The sequence below is a fragment of the Sutterella sp. KLE1602 genome (assembly GCF_001578585.1).
Classification (GTDB): Bacteria; Pseudomonadota; Gammaproteobacteria; order Burkholderiales; family Burkholderiaceae_F; genus Sutterella; species Sutterella wadsworthensis_A.
The window spans coordinates 1-20,791 of record NZ_KQ968578.1 but is presented as its reverse complement, the minus strand read 5'-3'; the positions used below and the strand labels follow the sequence as shown (position 1 = coordinate 20,791).

General features: G+C 63.7%; 13 protein-coding genes. 6 read left to right on the top strand and 7 right to left on the bottom strand.

The window, feature by feature from the left end:
- Window positions 1-61 precede the first annotated feature (61 nt).
- Together HMPREF3036_RS10635 and pepT are read right to left on the bottom strand one after the other, a co-directional pair.
- The gene (locus HMPREF3036_RS10635; protein ID WP_197457982.1) at window positions 62-364 is read right to left on the bottom strand and encodes a helix-turn-helix domain-containing protein; all 303 of its coding nucleotides are present in this window, start codon (window positions 362-364) and stop codon (window positions 62-64) included.
- Between the two features lie 109 nt (window positions 365-473).
- On the bottom strand, window positions 474-1,727 hold the full coding sequence (gene pepT / locus HMPREF3036_RS10630; RefSeq protein ID WP_062334334.1) for a peptidase T: 1,254 nt from the start codon (window positions 1,725-1,727) through the stop codon (window positions 474-476).
- Between the two features lie 346 nt (window positions 1,728-2,073).
- On the opposite strand from pepT, the gene dcuC reads away from it, so the two are divergent.
- The 5 genes from dcuC (at window position 2,074) to HMPREF3036_RS10605 (ending at window position 10,141) form a co-directional block, all read left to right on the top strand.
- Entirely contained in the window at window positions 2,074-3,465 is a 1,392-nt protein-coding gene (gene dcuC, locus HMPREF3036_RS10625) for a C4-dicarboxylate transporter DcuC (protein WP_062334331.1), read from the top strand.
- Between the two features lie 268 nt (window positions 3,466-3,733).
- Entirely contained in the window at window positions 3,734-5,617 is a 1,884-nt protein-coding gene (locus HMPREF3036_RS10620; RefSeq protein ID WP_197457981.1) for a sensor histidine kinase, read from the top strand.
- 14 nt (window positions 5,618-5,631) lie between these two features.
- Window positions 5,632-6,312 carry a response regulator transcription factor gene (locus HMPREF3036_RS10615; protein WP_231853629.1) on the top strand — a complete coding sequence of 227 codons (681 nt, stop codon included), beginning with the start codon at window positions 5,632-5,634 and terminating at the stop codon, window positions 6,310-6,312.
- 160 nt (window positions 6,313-6,472) lie between these two features.
- Window positions 6,473-7,585 (top strand): M20 family metallopeptidase, encoded by a 1,113-nt coding sequence (locus tag HMPREF3036_RS10610; RefSeq protein ID WP_062334323.1) that lies wholly within the window; start codon window positions 6,473-6,475, stop codon window positions 7,583-7,585.
- Between the two features lie 324 nt (window positions 7,586-7,909).
- Window positions 7,910-10,141 (top strand): inorganic phosphate transporter, encoded by a 2,232-nt coding sequence (locus HMPREF3036_RS10605; protein ID WP_062334320.1) that lies wholly within the window; start codon window positions 7,910-7,912, stop codon window positions 10,139-10,141.
- A gap of 139 nt (window positions 10,142-10,280) precedes the next feature.
- On the opposite strand, the gene HMPREF3036_RS11990 is transcribed toward HMPREF3036_RS10605, so the two are convergent.
- Window positions 10,281-10,625 carry a hypothetical protein gene (locus HMPREF3036_RS11990; protein WP_156469821.1) on the bottom strand — a complete coding sequence of 115 codons (345 nt, stop codon included), beginning with the start codon at window positions 10,623-10,625 and terminating at the stop codon, window positions 10,281-10,283.
- 182 nt (window positions 10,626-10,807) lie between these two features.
- Between HMPREF3036_RS11990 and HMPREF3036_RS10600 the strand changes: the two genes are divergently transcribed.
- Window positions 10,808-12,664: a C69 family dipeptidase gene (locus HMPREF3036_RS10600; protein ID WP_062334317.1), complete on the top strand. Its 1,857-nt coding sequence runs from the start codon at window positions 10,808-10,810 to the stop codon at window positions 12,662-12,664.
- Between the two features lie 119 nt (window positions 12,665-12,783).
- Here HMPREF3036_RS10600 and HMPREF3036_RS10595 read toward each other — a convergent pair whose 3' ends face one another.
- From HMPREF3036_RS10595 to HMPREF3036_RS10580, 4 genes are all read right to left on the bottom strand, one after another.
- Window positions 12,784-16,635, bottom strand: a complete 3,852-nt coding sequence (locus tag HMPREF3036_RS10595) for an autotransporter assembly complex protein TamB (RefSeq protein ID WP_062334314.1) — start codon at window positions 16,633-16,635, stop codon at window positions 12,784-12,786.
- Window positions 16,632-18,365, bottom strand: a complete 1,734-nt coding sequence (locus tag HMPREF3036_RS10590) for an autotransporter assembly complex protein TamA (protein ID WP_062334311.1) — start codon at window positions 18,363-18,365, stop codon at window positions 16,632-16,634. Before HMPREF3036_RS10590 ends, HMPREF3036_RS10595 begins: the two co-directional genes overlap by 4 nt.
- Window positions 18,366-18,516: 151 nt before the next feature.
- Window positions 18,517-19,209 (bottom strand): 4'-phosphopantetheinyl transferase family protein, encoded by a 693-nt coding sequence (locus HMPREF3036_RS10585; RefSeq protein ID WP_062334308.1) that lies wholly within the window; start codon window positions 19,207-19,209, stop codon window positions 18,517-18,519.
- Window positions 19,210-19,317: 108 nt separating this feature from the next.
- On the bottom strand, window positions 19,318-20,469 hold the full coding sequence (locus HMPREF3036_RS10580) for an MFS transporter (RefSeq protein WP_062334305.1): 1,152 nt from the start codon (window positions 20,467-20,469) through the stop codon (window positions 19,318-19,320).
- Window positions 20,470-20,791: the final 322 nt, after the last annotated feature.

Genomic DNA, 20,791 nt, shown 5'->3' with positions numbered 1-20,791 from the left:
AAAAAAACGTCTTTGTGACCTTTGTCACAGAGGGGGCCTTCGGACCCGCCTAGACTCGATGTCAGGGATGAGGAGCACGGACCAGGCGCTCCCGGCCCTCAAGACACAAACAGATGTCGAAGATCGCCCGCGAGAAGAGGAGCCGCCTGCCCTTGCGCTCGAAGCACTCCGCCTCACGCCACTTCGAGAGGATCCTGCTCAGGAAGGCGCGGTCCGCATGCACCATTTCTGCGAGTTGCAGGACCGTCACGGGAACGGGCACGGGCTTGAGGCGCTCGGAGAGGGACTCGCCGCGCGCCCTGAAGAGCGTGTCGATGATGCGCGCAAGACGCATGTCGACGGGCAGGAGGTCGTTGAGAAGCATGCCCTCCATCTGCTGCTCGTGTTGGCGAAGGAGGAAGACCTTCTGAACGGAAAGCGGCCCTGCTGTGCATGACAGCAGGGCCGCTTCGTGTTCACTTCATTTGCAGAGATCAGCCGCGGGCGTTCTTCGCCGTCAGATCGATGATGGCGAGCGTGACTTCAAGGCTCTTTTCCCAGGACTTCATCGGCAGGAACTCGCAGTTGCTGTGGAAGTTGTGGGCGCCGGTGAAGTAGTTCGGCGTGAGGATGCCCTTGACGGAGAGGTAGGAGCCGTCCGTGCCGCCGCGCATGGCGGTGGTCTTGGGCTCGACGCCGGCCGTGGCGAGGGCGTCATAGAGGTAGTCGATGCCCACGCGGTTGTCGTCGCGCACGGCGTCGGCGATGTTGGCGTAGGAGTCGGAGAGCTCGATTTCGATCCCGGCCTTCGGGTGACGGAAGCGGAGGTACTCGGCGGCGCGCACGAGCTTTTCCTTCTTGCGTTCGTAGAGGGCCTTGTTGTGGTCGCGGACCTTCATCGTGAGGACGGCCTGGCTCGGGTTGGCCTGCATCGTCTTGAGGACCACGAATCCCTCGCGGTTTTCGGTGCATTCCGGCGTTTCGGCGCGGTCGAGCATGTTGATGAAGTCGTGCACGACGAGGATCGGGTTGACGAGGACGCCCTTGGAGGACATCGGGTGGGCCGTGACGCCCTTGACCGTCAGCTTGGCGTTGCCGGCATTGAACGTTTCCCAGACCACTTCGCCGAGTTCGCAGCAGTCGATCGTGTAGGCGAAGTCGACGGGGAACTTGGAGAAGTCCATCTTGCGGGCGCCCTGTTCGCCGAGCTCTTCGTCGGGAACGAAGACGATGTGGATGTCGCCGTGCGGACGGTTTTGGCTCGTGACGATGGAGAGGGCCGTCATGACGTTGGCGATGGCGGACTTGTCGTCGGCGCCAAGCACGGACGTGCCGTCGGAGACAACGATGTCGTCGCCCACGTAGCGTTCGATTTCAGGATGTTCGGCCGTCTTGAGCCAGATGTCCTTTTCCTTGTTGAGGCAGATGTCGCCGCCCTGGTAGTTCTTGACGACCTGCGGGTGGACGTCGGGGGAGAGGCCGACGTCGACGGTGTCCATGTGGACGACCCAGCCGATCACCGGAGCCTTCGTGCCTTCGGGCAGGTTGGAGGGAAGCTTCGAGTAGACGATGGCATGTTCGTCGACTTCAACGCCTTCAAGGCCCATTTCACGAAGTTCGCCGGCGAGCATTTCGGCGAGTTCGAATTCACGCGGGTTGCTCGGCACGCAGCCGGCCTTCAGATTGCTCTGGGTGGAAATGGCTGCATAGCGCATGAAGCGTTCGAGCAGTGCGGCTTTCTTGTCCATGGAAGATTCTCCTTTGACGAATCGAATGGTGGCCCCTCGGTTTGCAGGGGGCGCCCGAACCCGGACGGAGGCTGTTGCCGGGAGAGGACGCGTTGTGGTCGAAGCAGGGGAACGCGTTCCGGACAGTGGCTGTGTCCAGGGGCGCCGTTCCCCGATGCGGAACCATTATGAACGCCGAAAAAATCCTCGTCCTTGAACCTTGGTACATGGTGCATGCGTCCTGCTTGGTTCAGAATCCCTCACAGTCCGCTCCCTTTCCGCCTCCCGCCGTGACCTGCGGCGGGAGGTCGGCGGACCTCCAACCCGGACCCAAAAGAACCAACACAAACCAAAAGGAACGTCAGCCATGGTCGGCGTCATCATTTCTCTTCTGGTCACCATCATGGTGGTGGTCATCCTGCTCAAGAAGATGAAGGCACAGTTCGTGCTCTTCTTCGGCGGCCTCACGCTTCTCGTCTGCTCGATCGCCATGGACGCGTTCGGGCTTCTGCCCAACGGCGCCCAGATCCTTCCGAAGGGCGTCGCCAGCACGGGCTTCATCGGCTTCGACCTCTTCAAGTGCATCACGTCGCTGATGTCGAGTCGCACCGCAGGCATCGGTCTGCTGATCATGTCGGCTGCCGGCTACTCCAAGTACATGTCCATGATCGGCGCCTCCGCCATCATGGCCGACTACCTCTGCAGGCCGCTGCGCATCTTCCGCTCGCCGTACTTCGTGCTCTCGCTCGCCTACATCATCGGCGCGATCGCCGACCTCTTCATCCCGTCCGCATCCGGCCTCGCGATGCTCCTGATGGTCACGATCTACCCGGTCCTCGTGCGTCTCGGCGCCTCCCGCCTCTCCGCCGCCGCCGTCATCGCCACGGTCTCCTGTCTTGACATGGGGCCGACCTCCGGTGCCGCGAACTACGCCGCCCAGGTGGCCGGCATGGACACGATGACCTACTTCGTCGAGTACCAGATCCCCGTCGGCATCGTCGTGACGATCGCCGTCGCCGCCCTGCACTTCTTCACGCAGCGCTACTTTGACGCCAAGGACGGCGACAAGGCCAACGAGGTCGACGAAGCCACCGCCAAGCAGGAAAAGATCGACGTCAAGGGCGCTCCCGCCTGGTACGGTCTCCTGCCGATGATCCCGCTCGTCCTGCTCATCGTCTTCAACCGCTTCGTGATCGACACGGTCAAGCTCGACGTTCCGACCGCCATGTTCATCTCCTTCACGGTCGCCCTATGCTGCGAACTCGCCCGCAAGGCCGTCAAGGACGTACTCAATACCGGCTTTGAATTCTTCCACATGATGGGCCGCCAGTTCGCCACGGTGATCACCCTCATCGTCGCGGGCGAACTCTTCGCCAAGGGCCTCATCGCCACCGGCACGATCGACTACCTCATCGCCGGCACGCAGAACCTCGGCCTTCCGGCCTACGCCATCATGATCGTCGTCGTGTCCTTCATCTCGATCTCCTGCGTCGTGATGGGCTCCGGCAACGCTCCGTTCTTCGCCTTCGCTCCGCTCGTTCCCGACTTCGCACAGCAGTTCGGCGTCTCGACCATCCTGCTTCTCATGCCGATGCAGCTCTCGACGGGGCTTGCCCGCGTGATGTCTCCGATTACCGCCGTGGTCGTGGCCGTGGCAGGCTGCTCGGGCATCAGCCCCTTCGCTCTGGTTCGCCGCACGGCGATCCCGATGACGGGCGGTCTGATCGTGATGGTTGTCATGACCATCATCCTGAACTAAGCCGGAACCTCGAAATACATCGATTTGAAACACATCGATTTCCTCTCAAAGCGGCCGGGTTCTCCTGCCGGCTGCTTTTCTTCTCGGCGGACGCCCTGTACGGTGCGCCCGCCTTTTCTTAGGTTCTGCGCGCGCCCTTTCGGGAACCTCCTCTGGTCGCGATCGTGCCGAATGCGCATAATTGGAAAATTCCCGTCGGCATTCACCGCACAAGAACATCAGAACGACCCGGCCTGAACGCATGCCGGGTCCTCAAGGCCACACACTCATGCGCCCATCAGCAATGCTCGCCCTTCTGGCGGCACTTCTACTCAGCACGGCACGCGCCGCCACGCCCGAAGCGGGCGTGCAGGAGGACGCCTCCATCGCCATCGAGACGCCCGCGAAGGTCGTGAGGCACTTCGACGGCTCGCTTCGCATCGGCTACGCCGATCCACTCGATCTCGGACAGGGTTCGAGCTTCATGGAGTCCCTTGCGGCCCGTCTTGAGGAGAGCCTCAGGGGCGCGGGCAAGGGCGGCGCAGACGTCAGCGTGACGCTTCACAAGTACGCGCCGTTCGACCTGCAGACCGCTGTTGTGAGCCACGAGGTCGACCTCTTTCTCGTCACGAGCGGCTACTACATCTATCTCTCCGACATGGGCGCAGGCGTCGAGTGGATCTCGACCCTGAAGCCTCCGCAGGCGACCGATCCCGAGAGGGCCGCGGGCTCCGTCTTCGTGGTGAGGGCGGACGACACCCGCTACAACCAGGTCTCCGATCTGAGGACCGCCTTCGTGGCGGCCGCGGGCATGGCGTCCTTCGACGGCTGGATCACGGCGCTCGACGAAGTGGCCAACGTTTCGCAGTATCCGAAGAACTTCTTCGGCAAGACGACCTTCCTCGGGGCCTCGGGCCTGTCCGTTGCTCGGGCCGTACTCGAGCGTGACGCCGACGTGGGGATTCTGCGCGTGTGCGAGCTTGAGACCTTGACGGCTGCGGGACTGGTGGAGCCGGGCAGCCTGCGCGTCGTAGGTGAGAAGTCGCAGCAGGGGCTCGCCTGCGTGAGCTCCACCGAGCTCTTTCCAGGCCTTGCGCTCGCCGCCCAGACCTACGTGCCCGAGGACGTCAGGCGCCGCATCGCGGCCGCAGTCTACTCGATGCCCGTCCCCGAGTCGGGTTACAGGTGGACGCTCGCCAACGACTACAGGAACGTGCGCCGCGTGGCGGAGAAGTTCGCTTATGCGCCCACGAACAAGGCGTCCGACGCCAGGTTCTCGGTGGTCGAGGAGCGCTACAAGTACGCGCTCGTCCTCGGATTTCTCATCCTCGCCGCCTCGATGCTCTACAGTGTGTCGGTGAGCAAGATCGTCGCGCGCCGCACGAAGGCGCTCGTCAAGGTGATCGACGAGAAGGACGCACTTGAGGACCATGCGAGGCGCGACCGCGAGCGCCTCTCGCAGCTCGAGCGCGCGGGCATCGTCTCGGAACTCTCGAGCATGATCGCACACGAGCTAAGGCAGCCCGTCGCCTCCCTCATCAACTACGCCGACGGACTTTCGCTTTATCTCGGCGGCAAGGGGCACGACCCCGTCATCGATGAAGCGACCCGCGAGATCGGGCGTCAGGCCGAGCGCGTCTCGAGCATCGTCGAGCGCGTGCGCAGCTATGCCAGGCAGAAGGAGGGCCTGCAGCGCGAGATCGACTTCTGCGCCGTCGTGAAGTCGGCGTACTCCACCTTCCGTTCGGGCGCCGCAAGCTCGTCCGTCCGGGTCTCGGCCGACCTCGTCGATGCGGCTCCCATCGAGGGGGATCCACTCGAACTCGAGCTCTTCGTCGTCAACACCTTGAAGAACGCGCTCCACGCGCTACAGTCGGGCAGTGTGGAGCACCCCGAGATCAGGCTGCGCCTCAAGGCTGACCTCAGCGTCGAAAACAACCCGCGCTGGGTGCTCGAGGTCGAGGACAACGGCCTGCCGCTCGACGACAAGAAGTTCGCCGAGCTCTCGCATCCTGTTACGAGTGAGAAGTTCGAGGGCCTCGGCCTCGGACTCTCGATCTGCCGCGTCATCGCCGAACGCCACAGGGGGCGCCTCACTTTCAGACGCGCCGAGCCCCGGGGCCTCGTCGTCTCGCTTTCGCTTCCGCAGGTCAGGACCGCCGAAGCCGCATAGGAGTCACTAGAATCATGTTCACCAGCATGCCCAATCCCGATCTCTACTCGCCGCTCGCGCGTATCATCGACGACGAGGAGACCGTACGCAACTCCGAGGCCTTCATGCTCCGCATGGGCGGCATCAACGCCGTCGCCTACGAGAGCGCCGAGGAGTTCCTCGCGAGGGACGATCTGAGACACCCCGGATGCCTCGTGCTTGACGTGCGCATGCCCGGCATGAGCGGGCTTGAGCTCCAGGAGGAGATGACTCGCAGGGGAATCGACCTGCCGATCCTCTTTCTCTCTGGCCACGGCGACATCAGCATGGCGGTCTCGACCCTCAAGCGTGGTGCCGAGGACTTCTGCGAAAAGCCCGTCGAGCCCGCGAAGCTTCGCGAGAGCGTCAGGCGCATGATCATCAAGAACATCGCGCACCGCCGCGAGGCGATCGACGTCGAACGAAAGCGCGAGCGCTTCGCCATGCTCACCGAGCGCGAGCAGCTCGTCGTCAGGCTCGTCGCCCGAGACATGCTCAACAAGCAGATCGCGGCCGAGCTCGACATCCAGGAGCACACCGTCAAGATCCACCGCTCGAACGCCTGCCGCAAGCTCGAGGTGCGCTCCGCACTTGAACTCCACCACTACCTCTCCGCCATCGGCGAACTCGCCGAGGACCAGAAGGCGCCCGAGGACAGGGACTTCACCGACGACTGAGAATGGGGAGTCCGACTCTCCCGAAAATGCATCGTGTGCCCCGCTTGAACCAAGGTACAAGGCGGGGCGATTCGTTTTGATCCACAATCTCTCCCATCGGACGGGCGGACCACATGCCCGTTCACGGACCAACAACCGAATCACCAAGCGGAGAGAGCGAATGCTTGAAACCTATCTGAAGGACCTCGAAGAAGTCGTCAACATCGACTGCGGCAGCAACACCTGCGACGGCGTCACGCGCGTCGCCGAAATCATGAAGCGCCACTATGACGAAATCGGCTTCGCCACCGAACTCGTCGACCTCGGCGACAAGGCCGGCCGCGGTCTCTTCGCCACGAACAAGCCGGGCGCTGAAAAGTTCGACATCATGTTCAACGCCCATCTCGACACGGTCTACCCTGATGGCACCGTCGCCCAGCGTCCGTTCCGCGTCGAGGACGGCACGGTCTACGGCCCGGGCTGCGCCGACTGCAAGGCCGGCGTCATCGCCATCTTCCACGCCCTCAAGAACGCCCGCAAGGAAGACCTCGACCGTCTCGCCATCGCCGTCTGCTACAACCCCGACGAAGAAGTGAGTTCGCTCTCCTCCCGCGAATGGCTCGCCACGATGGCCAAGAAGGCCAGGCGCGCCGTCGTCTCCGAACCGGGCCGCGCCAGCGGCGCCTTCGTGCGCTCCCGCAAGGGTCGCTCCGTCTGGGACGTCACCTTCCACGGCGTTGCCGCCCACGCAGGCAACAACCCGCAGGACGGCCGCTCCGCCATTCTCGCCGCCGCCAGGTTCACAATCGAAGTCACCAAGCTCCAGGACCTCGAAGGCAAGGGCACGAGCGTGACCGTCGGCGTCATCCAAGGCGGCACGGTCTGCAACACGGTTCCCGAAACCTGCTCCATTCGCATCGACACCCGTCGCTGGAACGACGAGGACGGCCGCGAGATCGACGAAGGCATTGAAAAACTCGCCGCCATGAACTGGGGCGAGGGCATCACCGTCGACGCCCGCCGCGCCTCCGTCTCCCCGGCCATGCCCTGCACGGAAAAGACGCGCGAACTCGTCGAGCTCATCAACGAAGCCGCCCGCCTCGAAGGCTTTGAAGCGGGCTGGGTCGATGCCGGCGGCGGTTCCGACGCCAACCGCATCGCCCAGGCTGGCACCCCCGTCGTTGACGGCGTTGCCCCTGCCGGCGGCTGCTTCCACTCAGAACGAGAATACCTCCGCGTCGACACGATCGAAAACCGCGTGCGCATGCTCTCGCGCTTCCTGACCCTTCTCTAAAAAGACCAGGTCAAAACAAGTCAAGGGGTGACCGCCCTCAAACGGTCGTGCTGAGGATGCAGTTCGCCCGCCTTTCAAACGAAAGGCGGGCGATTCTGCGTTCGGGAACCGTGAATGCCGTCGTGTCACACAAATGAGATGAACGGGCTGAAATGACAGTGCGAGTGACGGTCCCGGGAAGAACGGCGCCGCCTGAGGACGCTCGCGGCGCAGGAGATAGTGTCGAATATGACGTCTGTCATCAAATTGTCATAATTCCGTCACGAAGCCGTCACGCGGAGCGGTCAGAATGCGGGCGTTGTCTTACCAACGCTTACATCTGACATGGAACAATACTATCTGGTGTTGCTGGCCTTCCTCGGGGTCATCGCAGTCATTGACCTTTTCGTCGGCGTCTCGAACGACGCCGTCAACTTTCTGAATTCGGCCCTCGGCTGCCGCATCTCCTCCTTCCGCACGACGCTCTGGGTCGCCTCGATCGGCGTGCTCGCGGGCGCGACGTTCTCCTCGGGCATGATGGAGATCGCCCGCTCCGGCGTCTTCCATCCTCAGCTCTTCACCTTCTCCGAGCTGATGATCGTGTTTTTCGCTGTCATGGTAGCGGACGTCATCCTGCTTGACGCCTTCAATTCGCTCGGTCTCCCGACGTCGACCACGGTCTCGATCGTGTTCGAGCTCATGGGCGCCGCCTTTGCCGCCGCGCTCTTCAAGCTCATCGACGCGGGCGCTCCGCTCTCCGACGTCGCCGACTACATCAATTCGAGCAAGTCGCTCGGCATCGTCTCGGGAATTCTGATCTCCGTCGTCGTCGCCTTCATTTCGGGCGCCGTCGTGCAGTACCTCGCCCGCCTCGTCTTCACCTTCAAGTTCGAGAAGGCCTACCGACGCATCGGCGCCATCTACGGCGGCATCGCGCTCACGGCCATCATCTACTTCCTCGTGATGAAGGGCGCCAAGGGCGCGAGCTTCATGCGTCCCGAGTGGATCCAGTGGATCAACGCCAACACGGCCGTCATCCTCTTCTCGCTCTTCACGGGCCTGACGGTGCTCTTCCAGGTGTTCATCACGGTCTTCCGCGTCAACATCTTCAAGATCATCATTCTGGCGGGTACGTTCTCCCTCGCGTTCGCCTTTGCGGGCAACGACCTCGTGAACTTCGTGGGCGTGCCGCTCGCCGCCTGGGACAGCTGGAAGGAATGGCAGGCCTCGGGTGCCGCCGACAACGCCTTCATGATGGGCGGCCTTTTGAAGCCTTCCACGGCTCCGACCGCCTTCCTGCTCCTTTCGGGCTTCGTGATGGTTCTCACGCTCTGGTTCTCCAAGAAGGCCCACCGCGTCATCCAGACCTCCATCAACCTTTCTTCGAGCCGCTCCGGCACGCAGGAACAGTTCGGCGCCTCCGCGCCCGGCCGCATGATCGTGCGCGGCGCCATGGGGCTCGGCAAGGTGATCAGCCAGATCATCCCGATGCCGATGCAGAGGGGCATCGCCTCCCGCTTCGAGCCGCTCCCCGTCGTCAAGGGCGAGATTCCGCTGCCCTTCGACTACGTGCGCGCCTCGATCAACCTGATCGTCTCCGCCATCCTGATCGCCTCCGCCACGAGCCTCAAGCTGCCGCTCTCGACCACCTACGTGACCTTCATGGTCGCCATGGGCTCGAGCTTCGCCGACGGCGCCTGGGACCGAGAGTCCGCCGTTTACCGCATCTCGGGCGTGCTCACCGTGATTTCGGGCTGGTTCCTGACCGCGCTCTCCGCGAGCTCGCTCGCCGCCGTCGTCGCCGTGCTCGTCTTCTGGGGCGGTGAGGCCGCCGCCATCATCCTCGGCTTCGGCGCGATCTTCCTCCTCGTGCGCTCCAACCTCAAGACCCGCGAGGACGACGTGACGCTCTCCGACGAAAGCCGATCCGTCTACGACGCCGCCTACGTGGGCCAGCTTCTCTCGAAGCACGTGCAGAAGAGCCTCTCCGAAACGCTCCGGGTGCTCTCGCGCATTCATGAGAACTTCACGGCCGATCGTGAGCGCGAGCTCACGAAGGTCAAGGCGAGCGCCACCGACGTCTTCGAGGACGCCATCGAGGCCCGCAGCGTCTACTACCGCATGGTCGCCGCCGAGGCCGCGCCTTCCAAGGCCGACTTCGATGCCCGCTACCTCTATCTGCGCGCCTGCACCAATACCCGAGAGGTGAGCCGCTCTCTGCAGAACCTCGCCAAGCTTGCCCGCGACCACGTGGCCAACCGCCACCGCGTTGGCAGCAACGAGATCACGAACGACATCGGCACGCTCGTCGCGGACATCCGCACGCTCGTCAACGCCCGTGAGGATCATGCCGACGTTACGGCGCTTCGCAACAGGGCGGCTGACGTCATCACCCGCATCGAGGATCTTCAGCGCCGCCTGATGGAGGCCCAGCCCCGCGGTTCGATGACCATCCGCTGCTGCGAGTTCCATCTCTCCTACCTCCTGGTGCTCCGCGAACTCGTCAACCATTACGAGATCGCCTCGCTCCTCGAGGAGCAGATCGATGCGCTCGCAAGAGGTGCGAAGGCTGCCTGAGGCCGCATCAGCAATTCAAACGCAGTCTAGTGGGATCGCGGCTCTGGTCCCCAAACAAAGAGCCGCGTCATTTTGGGAAAGCCTTTTTCCGGGGCTTTCCCTTTTTTTGGCTCGGAAAAGAGGGGCTGGAAACTCAATCTCATGAAATAAATATTTCGCTCAACTTACTCAAAGGTTGTTGCAGAAATAAATTAATGGAGCCGATGATTAAGGTACGCGCTTTCTGTTCACGGCGTTCCTGAGAGCCATTTTCTGGCGTCCATGTCCACAAGCCGCCTTTCCGAGGTCGACGACCTGATAGGGGACGTCCATATGCCTGCGGGCCGTCCGGATGAGCTGCCTCGAGTGCGTCCTCCATTCCGTGAAGGAAACCGGGATTGGCAACTTCAAGCAGGAGAAGAAGGCCATCAAGATCGGGGCGGCGCTCCGCTGCTTCGCTGTCCGGGTCAGGAAGCTCTGAAGATTTCGGAACGGGGAGCGTCATTTGCTGCACCAGGGTTCGAGCGACAATAGGGTTTCCCCTTAGAACGAAAGTTCTAGGGGTTGCTCGCTAAGGAAAAACTCTCTGGTAAGGAATGAGGACCATGCGTAAACTTGCTGCTCAACTGCTTTTAAGCGACACAGGACCACTTCGTCGCGGCAGTTGAATCTTTTGAGGAGAATCAAATGAACTTCAAGACCAAGCTTGCCGTTCTCGCGATCGGTGCCGCCATGGGCTCCATGGCCTTCAACGCCTCCGCCTGCTCGACGGTCATCGTCGGCAAGGACGCCAGCGCCACGGGCAACATTCTCGTGGGCCACAATGAGGACAACGGCGGCCGCATTCTGACTGCTCAGCACTGGGTCCCGGCTGCCACTCACAAGGCCGGCGAAATGATCAAGTTTGAAGAGGCTGCCGCCTCCATTCCGCAGGTTGAAAAGACCTTCGGCTTCTTCTGGTCGCAGACCTTCGATCCGACCGGCGCCTCCTTCTCCGACGGCTTCGTCAATGAAAACGGCGTCACGATCGTCACGAATGCCTGCACGGGCATCTACAAGGACGACATCATGCCGACCAAGGATGGCGGCATCGGCTACGGCATCCGCCGCCTGATGGCCGAGCGCGCCACGAGCGCCCGTCACGCCGTCGACATCGCCATCGAGCTTCTCGGCAAGTACGGCTACTTCTCGGAAGGCCGCACTTATACGATCGCTGACCCGAACGAAGCCTGGCAGCTGGCCATTCATCAGGGCAATACGTGGGTCGCAAGGCGCGTGCAGGACAATGAAATTATCTACATTCCGAACAACTTCATGATGGACAAGGTTGACGCAACTGACACCAAGAACGTCATCGTTGCTCCGGGCATGATCGAGCGCGCCATCAAGAACGGTCGCTACAAGCCCGCCAAGGAAGGCGTCTACAGCGACTTCAACTACCGCGTTGCCGTCGCTCCGGCCGAACGCCGCTCCGCCGACTACAACTCCAGCCGCAACAACCTCGCCTGGAACAAGATCATCGGCAAGAACATCACGGATCCGGAACAGTTCCCGTACTCCGCCGTCGCCACGAAGAAGTGGACGGTTGACGACGTGAAGGACCTGCTGCGCACGCACGAACACGACATCCAGGAACAGGATGCCCAGTGGACGCATACGAACAGCCTCGGCATCTGCCGCGCCACGACGCATGAGTCCGAAGTGTTCGAAATGAACGCCAATCCGCTCCTCATCACCGGCTATCGCGCACTTGCTCGTCCGTGCGAATCCCCGTACATCCCGTTCTATCCGCTCGCTCGTCCGGCCGAAGGCACGGCCTTCATGAGCTGGGACAAGGCCACGGCCGAACACTTCAAGGGCACGCCGGAATACTTCGGCTGGCGCTCTGAATGGCCGGTCACGACGTTTGTCGCCGCCGCCAATACGTACGACTTCCAGCGTCAGGACCAGAAGGATGTTCGCGCCTTCGTCGAGAAGCTTGAAGCCGGCTGGGAAAAGGATGTTCCTGCCGTCACCGCTCATGCCAAGACTCTTCTCAAGGTCTCCAAGGAAAAGGCCGTCGAATATCTGCATGCCTACAACGTCCGCATGCTGAACGAAGCCCAGGCCGCCGTTGCTGAAAAGCTTGAGGAAAAGGCTCCGTGGACGCTCGCCGTCATGGCCGACAGCATCAATCCGAAGAGCGACGAAAAGGTTGAAGTGGTTCTCTTCTCGAGCGGCAAGCTCGACGCCACGAAGGCCGATCCGAAGCAGACCTGGGGCGGTGTGGGCCGCGCCTCCATTGGCAACAAGATCACGATGAGTCAGAAGCTCGCCCAGCCGGTCAAGGCGGAAGCCCGCGACGTTGACGGCGACGGTCTGAAGGACATGGTCTTCACGTTCACGCAGAAGGGCCTCGCCCAGAACATGCTCGCCGGCGCGAACTATGACATCTGGCTCCACACCTACGTCGACGGCAAGCGCGTCGCCGCCATGGACACCGCCTTCATCGAAACCGAAGGCTACAAGGGTCCCGCCAAGCGCACGCAGAACGCCGACCTCTAAGTCGTGAATCCTGCCCGCAGGCCTCCCGGTGAGGAACCGGAACCTGCGGTCGAGTCCATAAGCTCAAGAACAATCGAGGGCGTCTTCCGAAAGGAAGGCGCCCTCGATGCGTTCAGTCGTCAGTACTCGAAGCTGTAGAGCACGTCGAACGCCTGATTGACGCCCGAGGCGGCTTCGAGGTAAAGGCGCGGCATCAGGCGGTAGCGCAGCGTGATGGTCGCGAGCGAGTCGAAGATGCCCACGCCGTACTTGAGCTGAAGGCCGGGGAGGATGTAGCCCGACACGACGACCTGCGAGCTTTCGCCCACGCCCGCCGTGTCGACGCCGAGATCCTTGATGCCCACCGCATTGCCGATCGCGCCGATGATCCTGCCCGTCTGCGAGACGCCGAGCCCCACAAGCGCCGAAGTGATCATCGAGTTGTCGTCGCTCGACGTGTCGAGCCCCTGTCCGCGAAGCAGATAGGAGAGGGCCTGCTGCTGGGAGAGTGCGGGTTCGGAGAACACCGTCACCTTCGGGCGCATGGCGTTGCCCGTGACGCGGATGCCCGCCGTCACGTCGTCCTCGATCGCCTCGGGATTGCGGATGGCTTCGATGTTGAGCTGCGGACGGCTGGGCGGCCCCGCGAAGATCACGTGACCCGTGCGCACGATGAGGTCCTGGCCGTAGGCGTGGAAACGCCCGTCGTCGACGTTGACCTGGCCGTTGAGGCCGAGGCCGCGCCTGGCGTCCTGCGTCACCTTGAGGTCGCCCGAGAGTTTCGCCTTGAGGCCGAAGGCGTCGATGAAGATCTGATCGCCCATGTGCACCACGATGTTGCTGTCGATCGGAATCGTGGCGGTCTTCGAGACCTTGGGCTTCATGTGGCGGTCAAGGAGCACTTCGTCAGACGAGACGCCCGTGGCTGTGGCGGGAAGATCCGCCACCGTGATCTGCGCGGCGGGCACCTCGATCCTGCCGTTGAGCGTCACGCGCTCGGACGAGGCCGCAAGCGAGACGTCGGGCGAGACGGTGACCTTGGCGTACGGGGGAACCGTGATGAGGATGCCGCTGCCTGAGGCATGCACGTTCGCCGTCGGGTGCGCCATGTCGCGCCACTGCGCGTCGCCCGCAAGGTCGAGCGCGCCCTGGCTCGTCTCGAGGCGGCCTTCAAGCGTGGACGTGTCGCCCGCGAAGTCGATCCGGATGTTCGAGGGCTTCATGACGAGGGGCACGGCGCCTTCGGAGACCCTTGCGTCCGTGAGCGCGATGCCGCCGTTGAGGAGCGGCTTGAGCAGCGTGCCCGAGAGCGCCACGTCGACGTTGAGCCTGCCCTCGACCTTTTCGTCCGAACCGATCAGGGTGTTGACGATCGACAGGTCGCCGCCGTTGAAGAGGATGCGGCCGTCTAGCCTGCGGGTTTTGGCGGGATCGATCACGGCGACCGTTGCCTTGAGGTCGGCGTTGTCGCGGATCTTCACGTCGAGCTCGGCTGAGGCGCGCGACTTGTCGGTGCGCGCCTTGAGGCTGACGGTGTCGAGATGCACGACGAGGGGCTCCTCGCCCGTCGTCTGCGTGACGGTCATGCCGCCCGCGTCGACGAGCGCATCGATTTCAGGCAGGCTGCCCGAGGAGAGGTCCCACTTCGCCTTGGCGGTACCGTTGACGGTGCCTGCCACCGTGGTGAGCGGCGGCAGCCAGGGCTTGAGGACGTCAAGTTCCCACTTGCGCAGTCTGAGGGTGGCCGAGCCCTTTTCGCCTGCGCGCAGCTTGTCGTCGATGCAGACGTCGCCCGGCTTGCCGACCCAGCAGTGAGGTTCGAGCACCGCCTCGGAGCTTGAGGCCTTGTAGACGAGGCACGCGGCCTTGTCCTGATGCCAGCTGCCGATCGGCGTCGAGACGGTGCCGTTTGAGAGCGTGCCCTTCCAGACGAGGGACTTCGTGTCGAAGGCGCCCGCAAGCTTGAGTTCGGCGTTGACGGGCTCGCCTGAGAGATTCACCGTGAGCTCGTGCTTTCGGTCGGTGCCCTCGAGCCTAGCGACGATGTCATGAAGGACGAGGCTCTCGGAGAGGGCGCCGTTCGAGGCGTGCAGCATCATCGAGCCGCCGACTTCGCCAGAGGGCTTTGCGGAGATGTCGCCGCGAAGCATCAGGGCCTCGAGCCTGACGTCGTCGCCGTAGCGAAGGCCCGTGGCCGTGAGGTCGGCCTTGGCGACGGGCTCGGAGAGCGTGCCGCCGATCGTCACGAAGCCCGAGGCGCTGCCTGCGAGCTCCTTCATGTTTCTGCCCAGATCGGGCGCGTCCACCTTGATGTCGGCCTTGATGTTCTTGCCGTCGAGCATGGCGCGGCCCGTGAGTTTATTGGCGTCGAGCGAGACGCTCACGTCGGGGACGTAGACCTTCATGGGGCTCTGCGCGATGGCGGAGCCGTGAACGTCGAGGGCGGCGTTATCGATCCTGCCCTTGACGTCGAATTCGGGAAGCTCGACCGACCAGCCCTTCTTGTCGATGCGGCCCGACGTGCGGGAGCTGCCCGAGAGGACGGCCTTGACGGAGGGCGCAAAGTGGGAGACGTCGAGGTTTGCGAGCTTCATGTCGCCGCGCCAGCGGAGCGCGTCGACCCATGTGATCTCGCCAGTGACGCGGCCCGTACCGCCCGCAGTCTTCGCGGTGAGCTCGTCGAGCGTGAGCGAGGTGAGGGTGCCGCGGCCCTTGAGGCCGGCGGTGGCGGACGGAGTGCCCGGCGCCTTGACGCCAAGTCCTGCATCGAGCTTCCAGTTGCGGACGTCGCCCGACATGCGCAGGCTGAAGGCGGAGAGCGAGATCAGGTCGGCAGGGTTTGCACCTTTGAGCGGTAGCTTGAGGCTGGGGGAGACGAGCGTCACGGAGAACGGGAGGCCCGCAGTGGCGGGATCGGCCGCAAGCAGGAACTTGGCGGGCACGGGACCTTCGGCCACGGCCGCAAGCGAAACCTTGCCCATGACCTCGCCCACGAGCGTCACGTCGGCCTTCTCGCCGCGCACGGGCGCGACGGAGAGCCTGGTGTTCGCACGAAGGTCGAGCGGCCACTTGCCCGAGAGACGTGCGCGCCCCTTGAGGGAGCCCGTGGCTTCGGGCATCTTCAGGTCGAGGCGGCGGATCTCGACTTCGCTCGCCTTCATGGAGGCGTCGAGCCTGAGTTCGTCGATGACGACGGGCGAGGCGCCCGCAAGCTTGAGGTTGGTGGCCTCGAATTCGGAGACGTCGAGCGAGAAGGGAAGACTCACCTCGGGCAGCTCTGTGAGGAGCGGCTTCGAGAAGAGGTCGGCGAACATTTTGTTGAGCTCGGTCGCGTCGAACGTGATCACGGGCTTTCGGGCCTCGAACTTGGCCTTGATCTCGGCTGCGCGACGCTCGGCAACCTTCCTGTCCTCTTCGGCCCTTTCCTCGGCTGTCTTCTCGGAGCTGGGCAGCGCGACCGCAAGCGAGCGGATGCGAAGGGGTTTGACGGAGAGCGCCTCTCCGATCCAGGAGGCGGAGGCGCCGAAGTAGGCTAGCGTCACCTTCGTGCCGTCGGCGGTGAAGTCGAGGCTCGTGATTTCGGCGTTGTCGAGCGATACGGGCCACGGCATGGTGACGGGGCCCGTATCGGCGGAGGGGGCGGACGGGTCGGAGGGCGGCAGCGATGCGGAGTCGAGTACGCCGTGCGGGTGCAGGATCTCGAGCTTCGTAACGGCGATGCGGCGCTCGGAGAGGAGCGCGTCCCGGTCGAGCCTCAGCGTGATGCGGTCGGCGCCTGCAGTGAGGCCCGGCATCTCGTAGGAGAGGTCTGTGATCGTGAGGTCGAAGAAGCCGCCCTCGATCGAGCCCGCCTTGAGGCCGGGCACGAGGGGAAGGGCCGTGCGAAGCAGCATCTGCTGGCCCGACGGCGTGGCGACGAGCCATGCGAGGCCCGCGGCCGTCAGCACGAGAACGCCGCCGGCGCTGAGAAGAACTTTGGCCGAACGTCTCATAGTTCAGCTCCGAGACCGATGTAGAACTGGAGACCGTCGTCCTCGCCGGCGTCTGCGGCGACGGGTTTGGCGACGTCAAGCTTGACGGGACCCACGGGGGAGTTCCAGCGGATGCCGACGCCGGCGCCACGCTTCCAGTCGAAGCTCGCGAAGCTGTTGCTGGCTTCGCCCACGTCGAAGAAGACGGCCGTCCACCACTTGCCCGTGAGGTTGTACTGATATTCGATGCTGCCCGTCACCATGCAGGATGCGCCCGTGAGGCGTCCCTCGCTGTCGCGCGGCGAGATGGACTCGTACTTGTAGCCGCGCACGGAGCGGTCGCCGCCCGCGAAGAATCGCAGGTCGGGCGGGACTTCGTCGAAGTCGTTCGTCTTGATCTTGCCCGCGCTGCCGCGCACGACGAAGCGGTGTCCGCGCCAGGGCGTGCGGATGAGCGTGCCGTGGGCCTGCATGATGATGAAGTCGACGTCGCTGCCGAGATAATGGGTGCCCGTGTCGATGCTGTAGCGCTGGGTGTCGCCCCAGTAGGGCATCATGCCGCCCCTGCTGCGGGTGCGCGAGAAGCTGATGCTGGGATAGACGAGCATGGTGTTGCTCGAGACGCCTGCCTGCGTGAACGAGTCGAACATCCAGTGGACGCCGATCGAGCGTTGCCAGCCCGTGGAGAACTCCCAGTTGCGCGAGAGCCCGAGCGTCATGTTGTTGGAGTCCGTGTCGTTGACGACGTCTCGCTTCATGGCGCCTTGGGCGAGCCAGTATTCCTCAAGCGGATTGGCGACGACGGGAATCTTGTAGGAGAGGTCGACGAGTTGCTCGTCCGAGGAGACCTCGGTCGAGGACGAGAGGCTGTGGCCGCGGCTGTTGATCCATGGCTTCTTCCAGCCGAACTTGGCGCGCGGGCCCGTGTCGGTGGCGTAGCCGAGACCGACTTCGAAGATATTGGCCGCGCGGGGCGTGACGTCGCAGTTCATCGGCAGCTCGGTCGTGCCCGCATCGCGCGCGGCCTGGAAGTCGGGCGCGACGACTGCGGACTTGAACCATCCCACGGAGGCGAGCTTCTGGTTGAAGTCGCCGAGCACGTCGGCGTTGTAGTAGTCGCCCTTCTTGAAGGGCGTCATGTTGCGAAGAAGCTCCTCGTCGATCTGCGAGCCCGAGAAGGTCACGTCGCCGAAACGCCAGCGCTCGCCGGTCTCGTAGTCGATGGACCAGACGGCCTCGCGAAGAGGAATGGAGACGCCGAGCTGGCTCTTGACGAATTCTGCGTCGAAGTAGCCGAGCTGCAGGGCCGCGTTCGTGAGGGAGCTCTTGAACTCCTCGTACTTGGCGTGGTTGAGCACGTCGCCCTTCTTGGGGACGCGGCGCTTCTGAAGAAACTTGAAGACGCGCTCGTCGGCGCCCGGGCCCGTGACGTGCACGTCGACGTCGGAAATGAGAACGGGCTCGCCCGGAACGACCGTGATCTCGAGACTACGCTTGTCCTTGACCGTCATGGAGACCGCGGGCTGGTAGTAGCCGAGTGCGCGCAGGGAGAGCCTGACGGCCTTGTCGACGTTCATGCGGGCGGCGGGCGTATCGGTGTAGCCTGCCTTCTCGAGTGGTTCGACCCAGGCGCGGGCGTTGGCCGCCAGATCACCGTCAAGTCCCTTGATGTCGATCCTGAGCGTGTCGGCGGCGAGCGCGGAGGCGGAGCAGAGTGAAAGCGCCAGAACGGCGGTCAATGAACGGCGCACGGCGTATATCCTTCGGAGTGATGAACACGTGCCGGACGCAGGGCCCGGCCAATTCATGAGTGTAGCCCATGTGGCGCGCCCGCAAGGCATCAGTTGCAACCTCAAACCATTTGCCTGAAATCGAATGGGGCGCAGGCGGCGACGGAGGCTTTCAGAGCAGCGTGCGGGAGATGTCGGCGGGGGTGACGCGTCCGATGACGGGCGCGCATGCGCCTGTGAGGACGGTGAGGCGCAGGCTGCCGAAGGCGGCGTGCGTGGCGAGGACGGGGCGCCCCTCGGGATCGAGGACGACGGGACGGCTTTCTTCGTCGAGCGTGAGGCGCCAGCCCGAGCCGCCGCGGTTGAGCTTGATTTCGGACTCCTTCATGCCCCAGGCGCGGAAGAAGGGTTCCGAGTCGCCGCTCTCGGCGCACTGGCGCACGATGGCGGAGGCGGCCTCGCCGAAGCTCATGCGGGACATGCCCTCGATGCTGCGCACGGGGCGCATCGTCTCAAGGTCGAGTCCCATGACGGGATCCTTGACGGAGGCGATGCCGAGCGCAATGCTCGTGCCCGTGTGGGCGATGCAGAGCGCGGTGCGGCGTCCGTCCTTGAGAAGATAGGGAGCGTAGGGCGGCTCCTCGACGAGTTCGGCGTCGAGAATGCGCGCGGCGGCGCTTGCGAGAATGCGGCCCCAGCGGGTCTGGCGGCGGCGCACGGGGTGGCAGAAGGCCGTGATGCGGCTGCGGGTCGCCTCGGGAAGCGTCGCGGCGAGCGACTCCTCGAGTCCGGCTGGAGCGGATTCGAAGTCAAGCAGAAGCACGGCGGGGTTCGGGGTGCTGCTGAGCTTCTCGATTGGGGACATGATGAGGCGGACCGTATTGAAGATGAATGGATTCGGGACGGATCAGGAGGATTCGCCCGGGCGCTGACAGTGTACAGAAAACGCAGGCTTAGGGCGGACGGATCATCCTTATGGATGGATTTCCGAAAAGCGGGAAGCCGCAAGGCCTGCGAGGGCCCAGAGGACGATGATGAATCCGACGAAGGAGAGCGAGGCGCCCCAGCCTGCGGGGAGGAGCGCGGCGAAGACGAGGGGACCGAGGCCCGCGCCGAGGTAGCCCACGCCTTGGCTGAGCGCCGAGAGTCCGAGCATGTGGGCCGAGGAGCGCGTCTTCCTTGCCATCAGGATGAAGGCGACGGAGAGCATGGAGCCCTGAGGGGCGCCCGCAAGGATGCTGCCGAGGAAGATCCAGGGGCCGCCAAGCGTCCAGAACCAGAGGCCTGCGAGATAGGAGAGGGACATGAGGGCTTCTGAGGCCCATTCGGAACCGCAGTGCTTCATGAAGCGGTCGGTGAGGATGGAGGCGGGGAGGCCCGAGACGAGATAGAGGGCGAGGGCAGCGCCTGCGGCGTCGGCGCTGACGCCCTGTGTCTGGAGATAGGGCGGGAGCCACGCGGCGACTGTATATATGAGGAGCGACTGCAGCCCCATGACGGCCGTGACGGCCCATGCGCCGGGATGGCGCCTGAGGGATGGGGCGCGAAGGAGCATGGCGGAGGGGCCCGACGAGCGGCCGAAGGCTGCGAGCCAGAGGGCGAGGACGACGGCGCCGAAGGCGGCCCACGCGAGGAAGGCCGACTGGGTGAAGTCCGTGAGGGCCGCAAGCGGATGCGAGGTGAGTGCGCCGATCGAGCCCGAAAGGCCGACGACGCCCGTGTAGATCTCGAGGAGCGCACCTGTCTTCGCCTCGTTCTGCGTCTTGACCACGACGGGCATGAGGACGTTGAGGGCGGCGATGCCCACGCCGATGAGAAGCGTGCCGAGAAGGAGCGCGGGATAGCTCGGCGCCGTGCGCACGAATCCGCCGGCGGCAAGCACGCCGAGAAAGACGATGACGGCGCCGTAGAGTCCGAAGCGGCGGGCTGCGTCCGGGGCGGCGAACGAGAAGAGCCCGAAGGCCGCAACCGGAAGGGCGGCCGCAAGGCCGTATTCGGAGGCGGAGAGGCCGAGCTCGGAGGTAAGGCGCCCTGCGAGCGGGCCTACGGCCGTGATCGGACCGCGCATCTCGAGCGTGGCGGCAAGAATCAGAGCGAGCACTGCAATGGGCTTGAGATGAGTCATGAAGGTGGTGGTTGTTGAAGAGGCGCGCGGGCGCCTCCGGAATGGTCCAGAAGAAGATACCTCCAAATGCGGTCGAAGTCCATGCGCGGCGAAAGATCGGGTGACGGGGAATGATGGCCTGAGGAGGTTTTCTAGGTAGTAATACGGATTTTGACGCAAATGTTTGACAAACGTGCCGGAGTCGTGTTTAATTCCAATCCTTCGCTGACGACGCCAAGTCATCAGCGAATAAATTTGACAAAGAGTTGATGAGTTGGTAAGCTCTCAATTCTGTGCTCTTAGGAGCGTTGTTCTTTAAAAATCAGAATTCAACGAACCGATA

Coding starts and splice junctions, on each gene's coding strand:
- HMPREF3036_RS10615 (WP_231853629.1), top strand. CDS start 5,632: ATGTTCACCAGCATGCCCAATCCCGATCTCTACTCGCCGCTCGCGCGT.
- HMPREF3036_RS10600 (WP_062334317.1), top strand. CDS start 10,808: ATGAACTTCAAGACCAAGCTTGCCGTTCTCGCGATCGGTGCCGCCATG.
- HMPREF3036_RS10610 (WP_062334323.1), top strand. CDS start 6,473: ATGCTTGAAACCTATCTGAAGGACCTCGAAGAAGTCGTCAACATCGAC.
- HMPREF3036_RS10580 (WP_062334305.1), bottom strand. CDS start 20,469: ATGACTCATCTCAAGCCCATTGCAGTGCTCGCTCTGATTCTTGCCGCC.
- pepT (WP_062334334.1), bottom strand. CDS start 1,727: ATGGACAAGAAAGCCGCACTGCTCGAACGCTTCATGCGCTATGCAGCC.
- dcuC (WP_062334331.1), top strand. CDS start 2,074: ATGGTCGGCGTCATCATTTCTCTTCTGGTCACCATCATGGTGGTGGTC.
- HMPREF3036_RS10585 (WP_062334308.1), bottom strand. CDS start 19,209: ATGTCCCCAATCGAGAAGCTCAGCAGCACCCCGAACCCCGCCGTGCTT.
- HMPREF3036_RS10595 (WP_062334314.1), bottom strand. CDS start 16,635: ATGAGACGTTCGGCCAAAGTTCTTCTCAGCGCCGGCGGCGTTCTCGTG.
- HMPREF3036_RS10620 (WP_197457981.1), top strand. CDS start 3,734: ATGCGCCCATCAGCAATGCTCGCCCTTCTGGCGGCACTTCTACTCAGC.
- HMPREF3036_RS11990 (WP_156469821.1), bottom strand. CDS start 10,625: ATGACGCTCCCCGTTCCGAAATCTTCAGAGCTTCCTGACCCGGACAGC.
- HMPREF3036_RS10635 (WP_197457982.1), bottom strand. CDS start 364: ATGCTTCTCAACGACCTCCTGCCCGTCGACATGCGTCTTGCGCGCATC.
- HMPREF3036_RS10605 (WP_062334320.1), top strand. CDS start 7,910: ATGGAACAATACTATCTGGTGTTGCTGGCCTTCCTCGGGGTCATCGCA.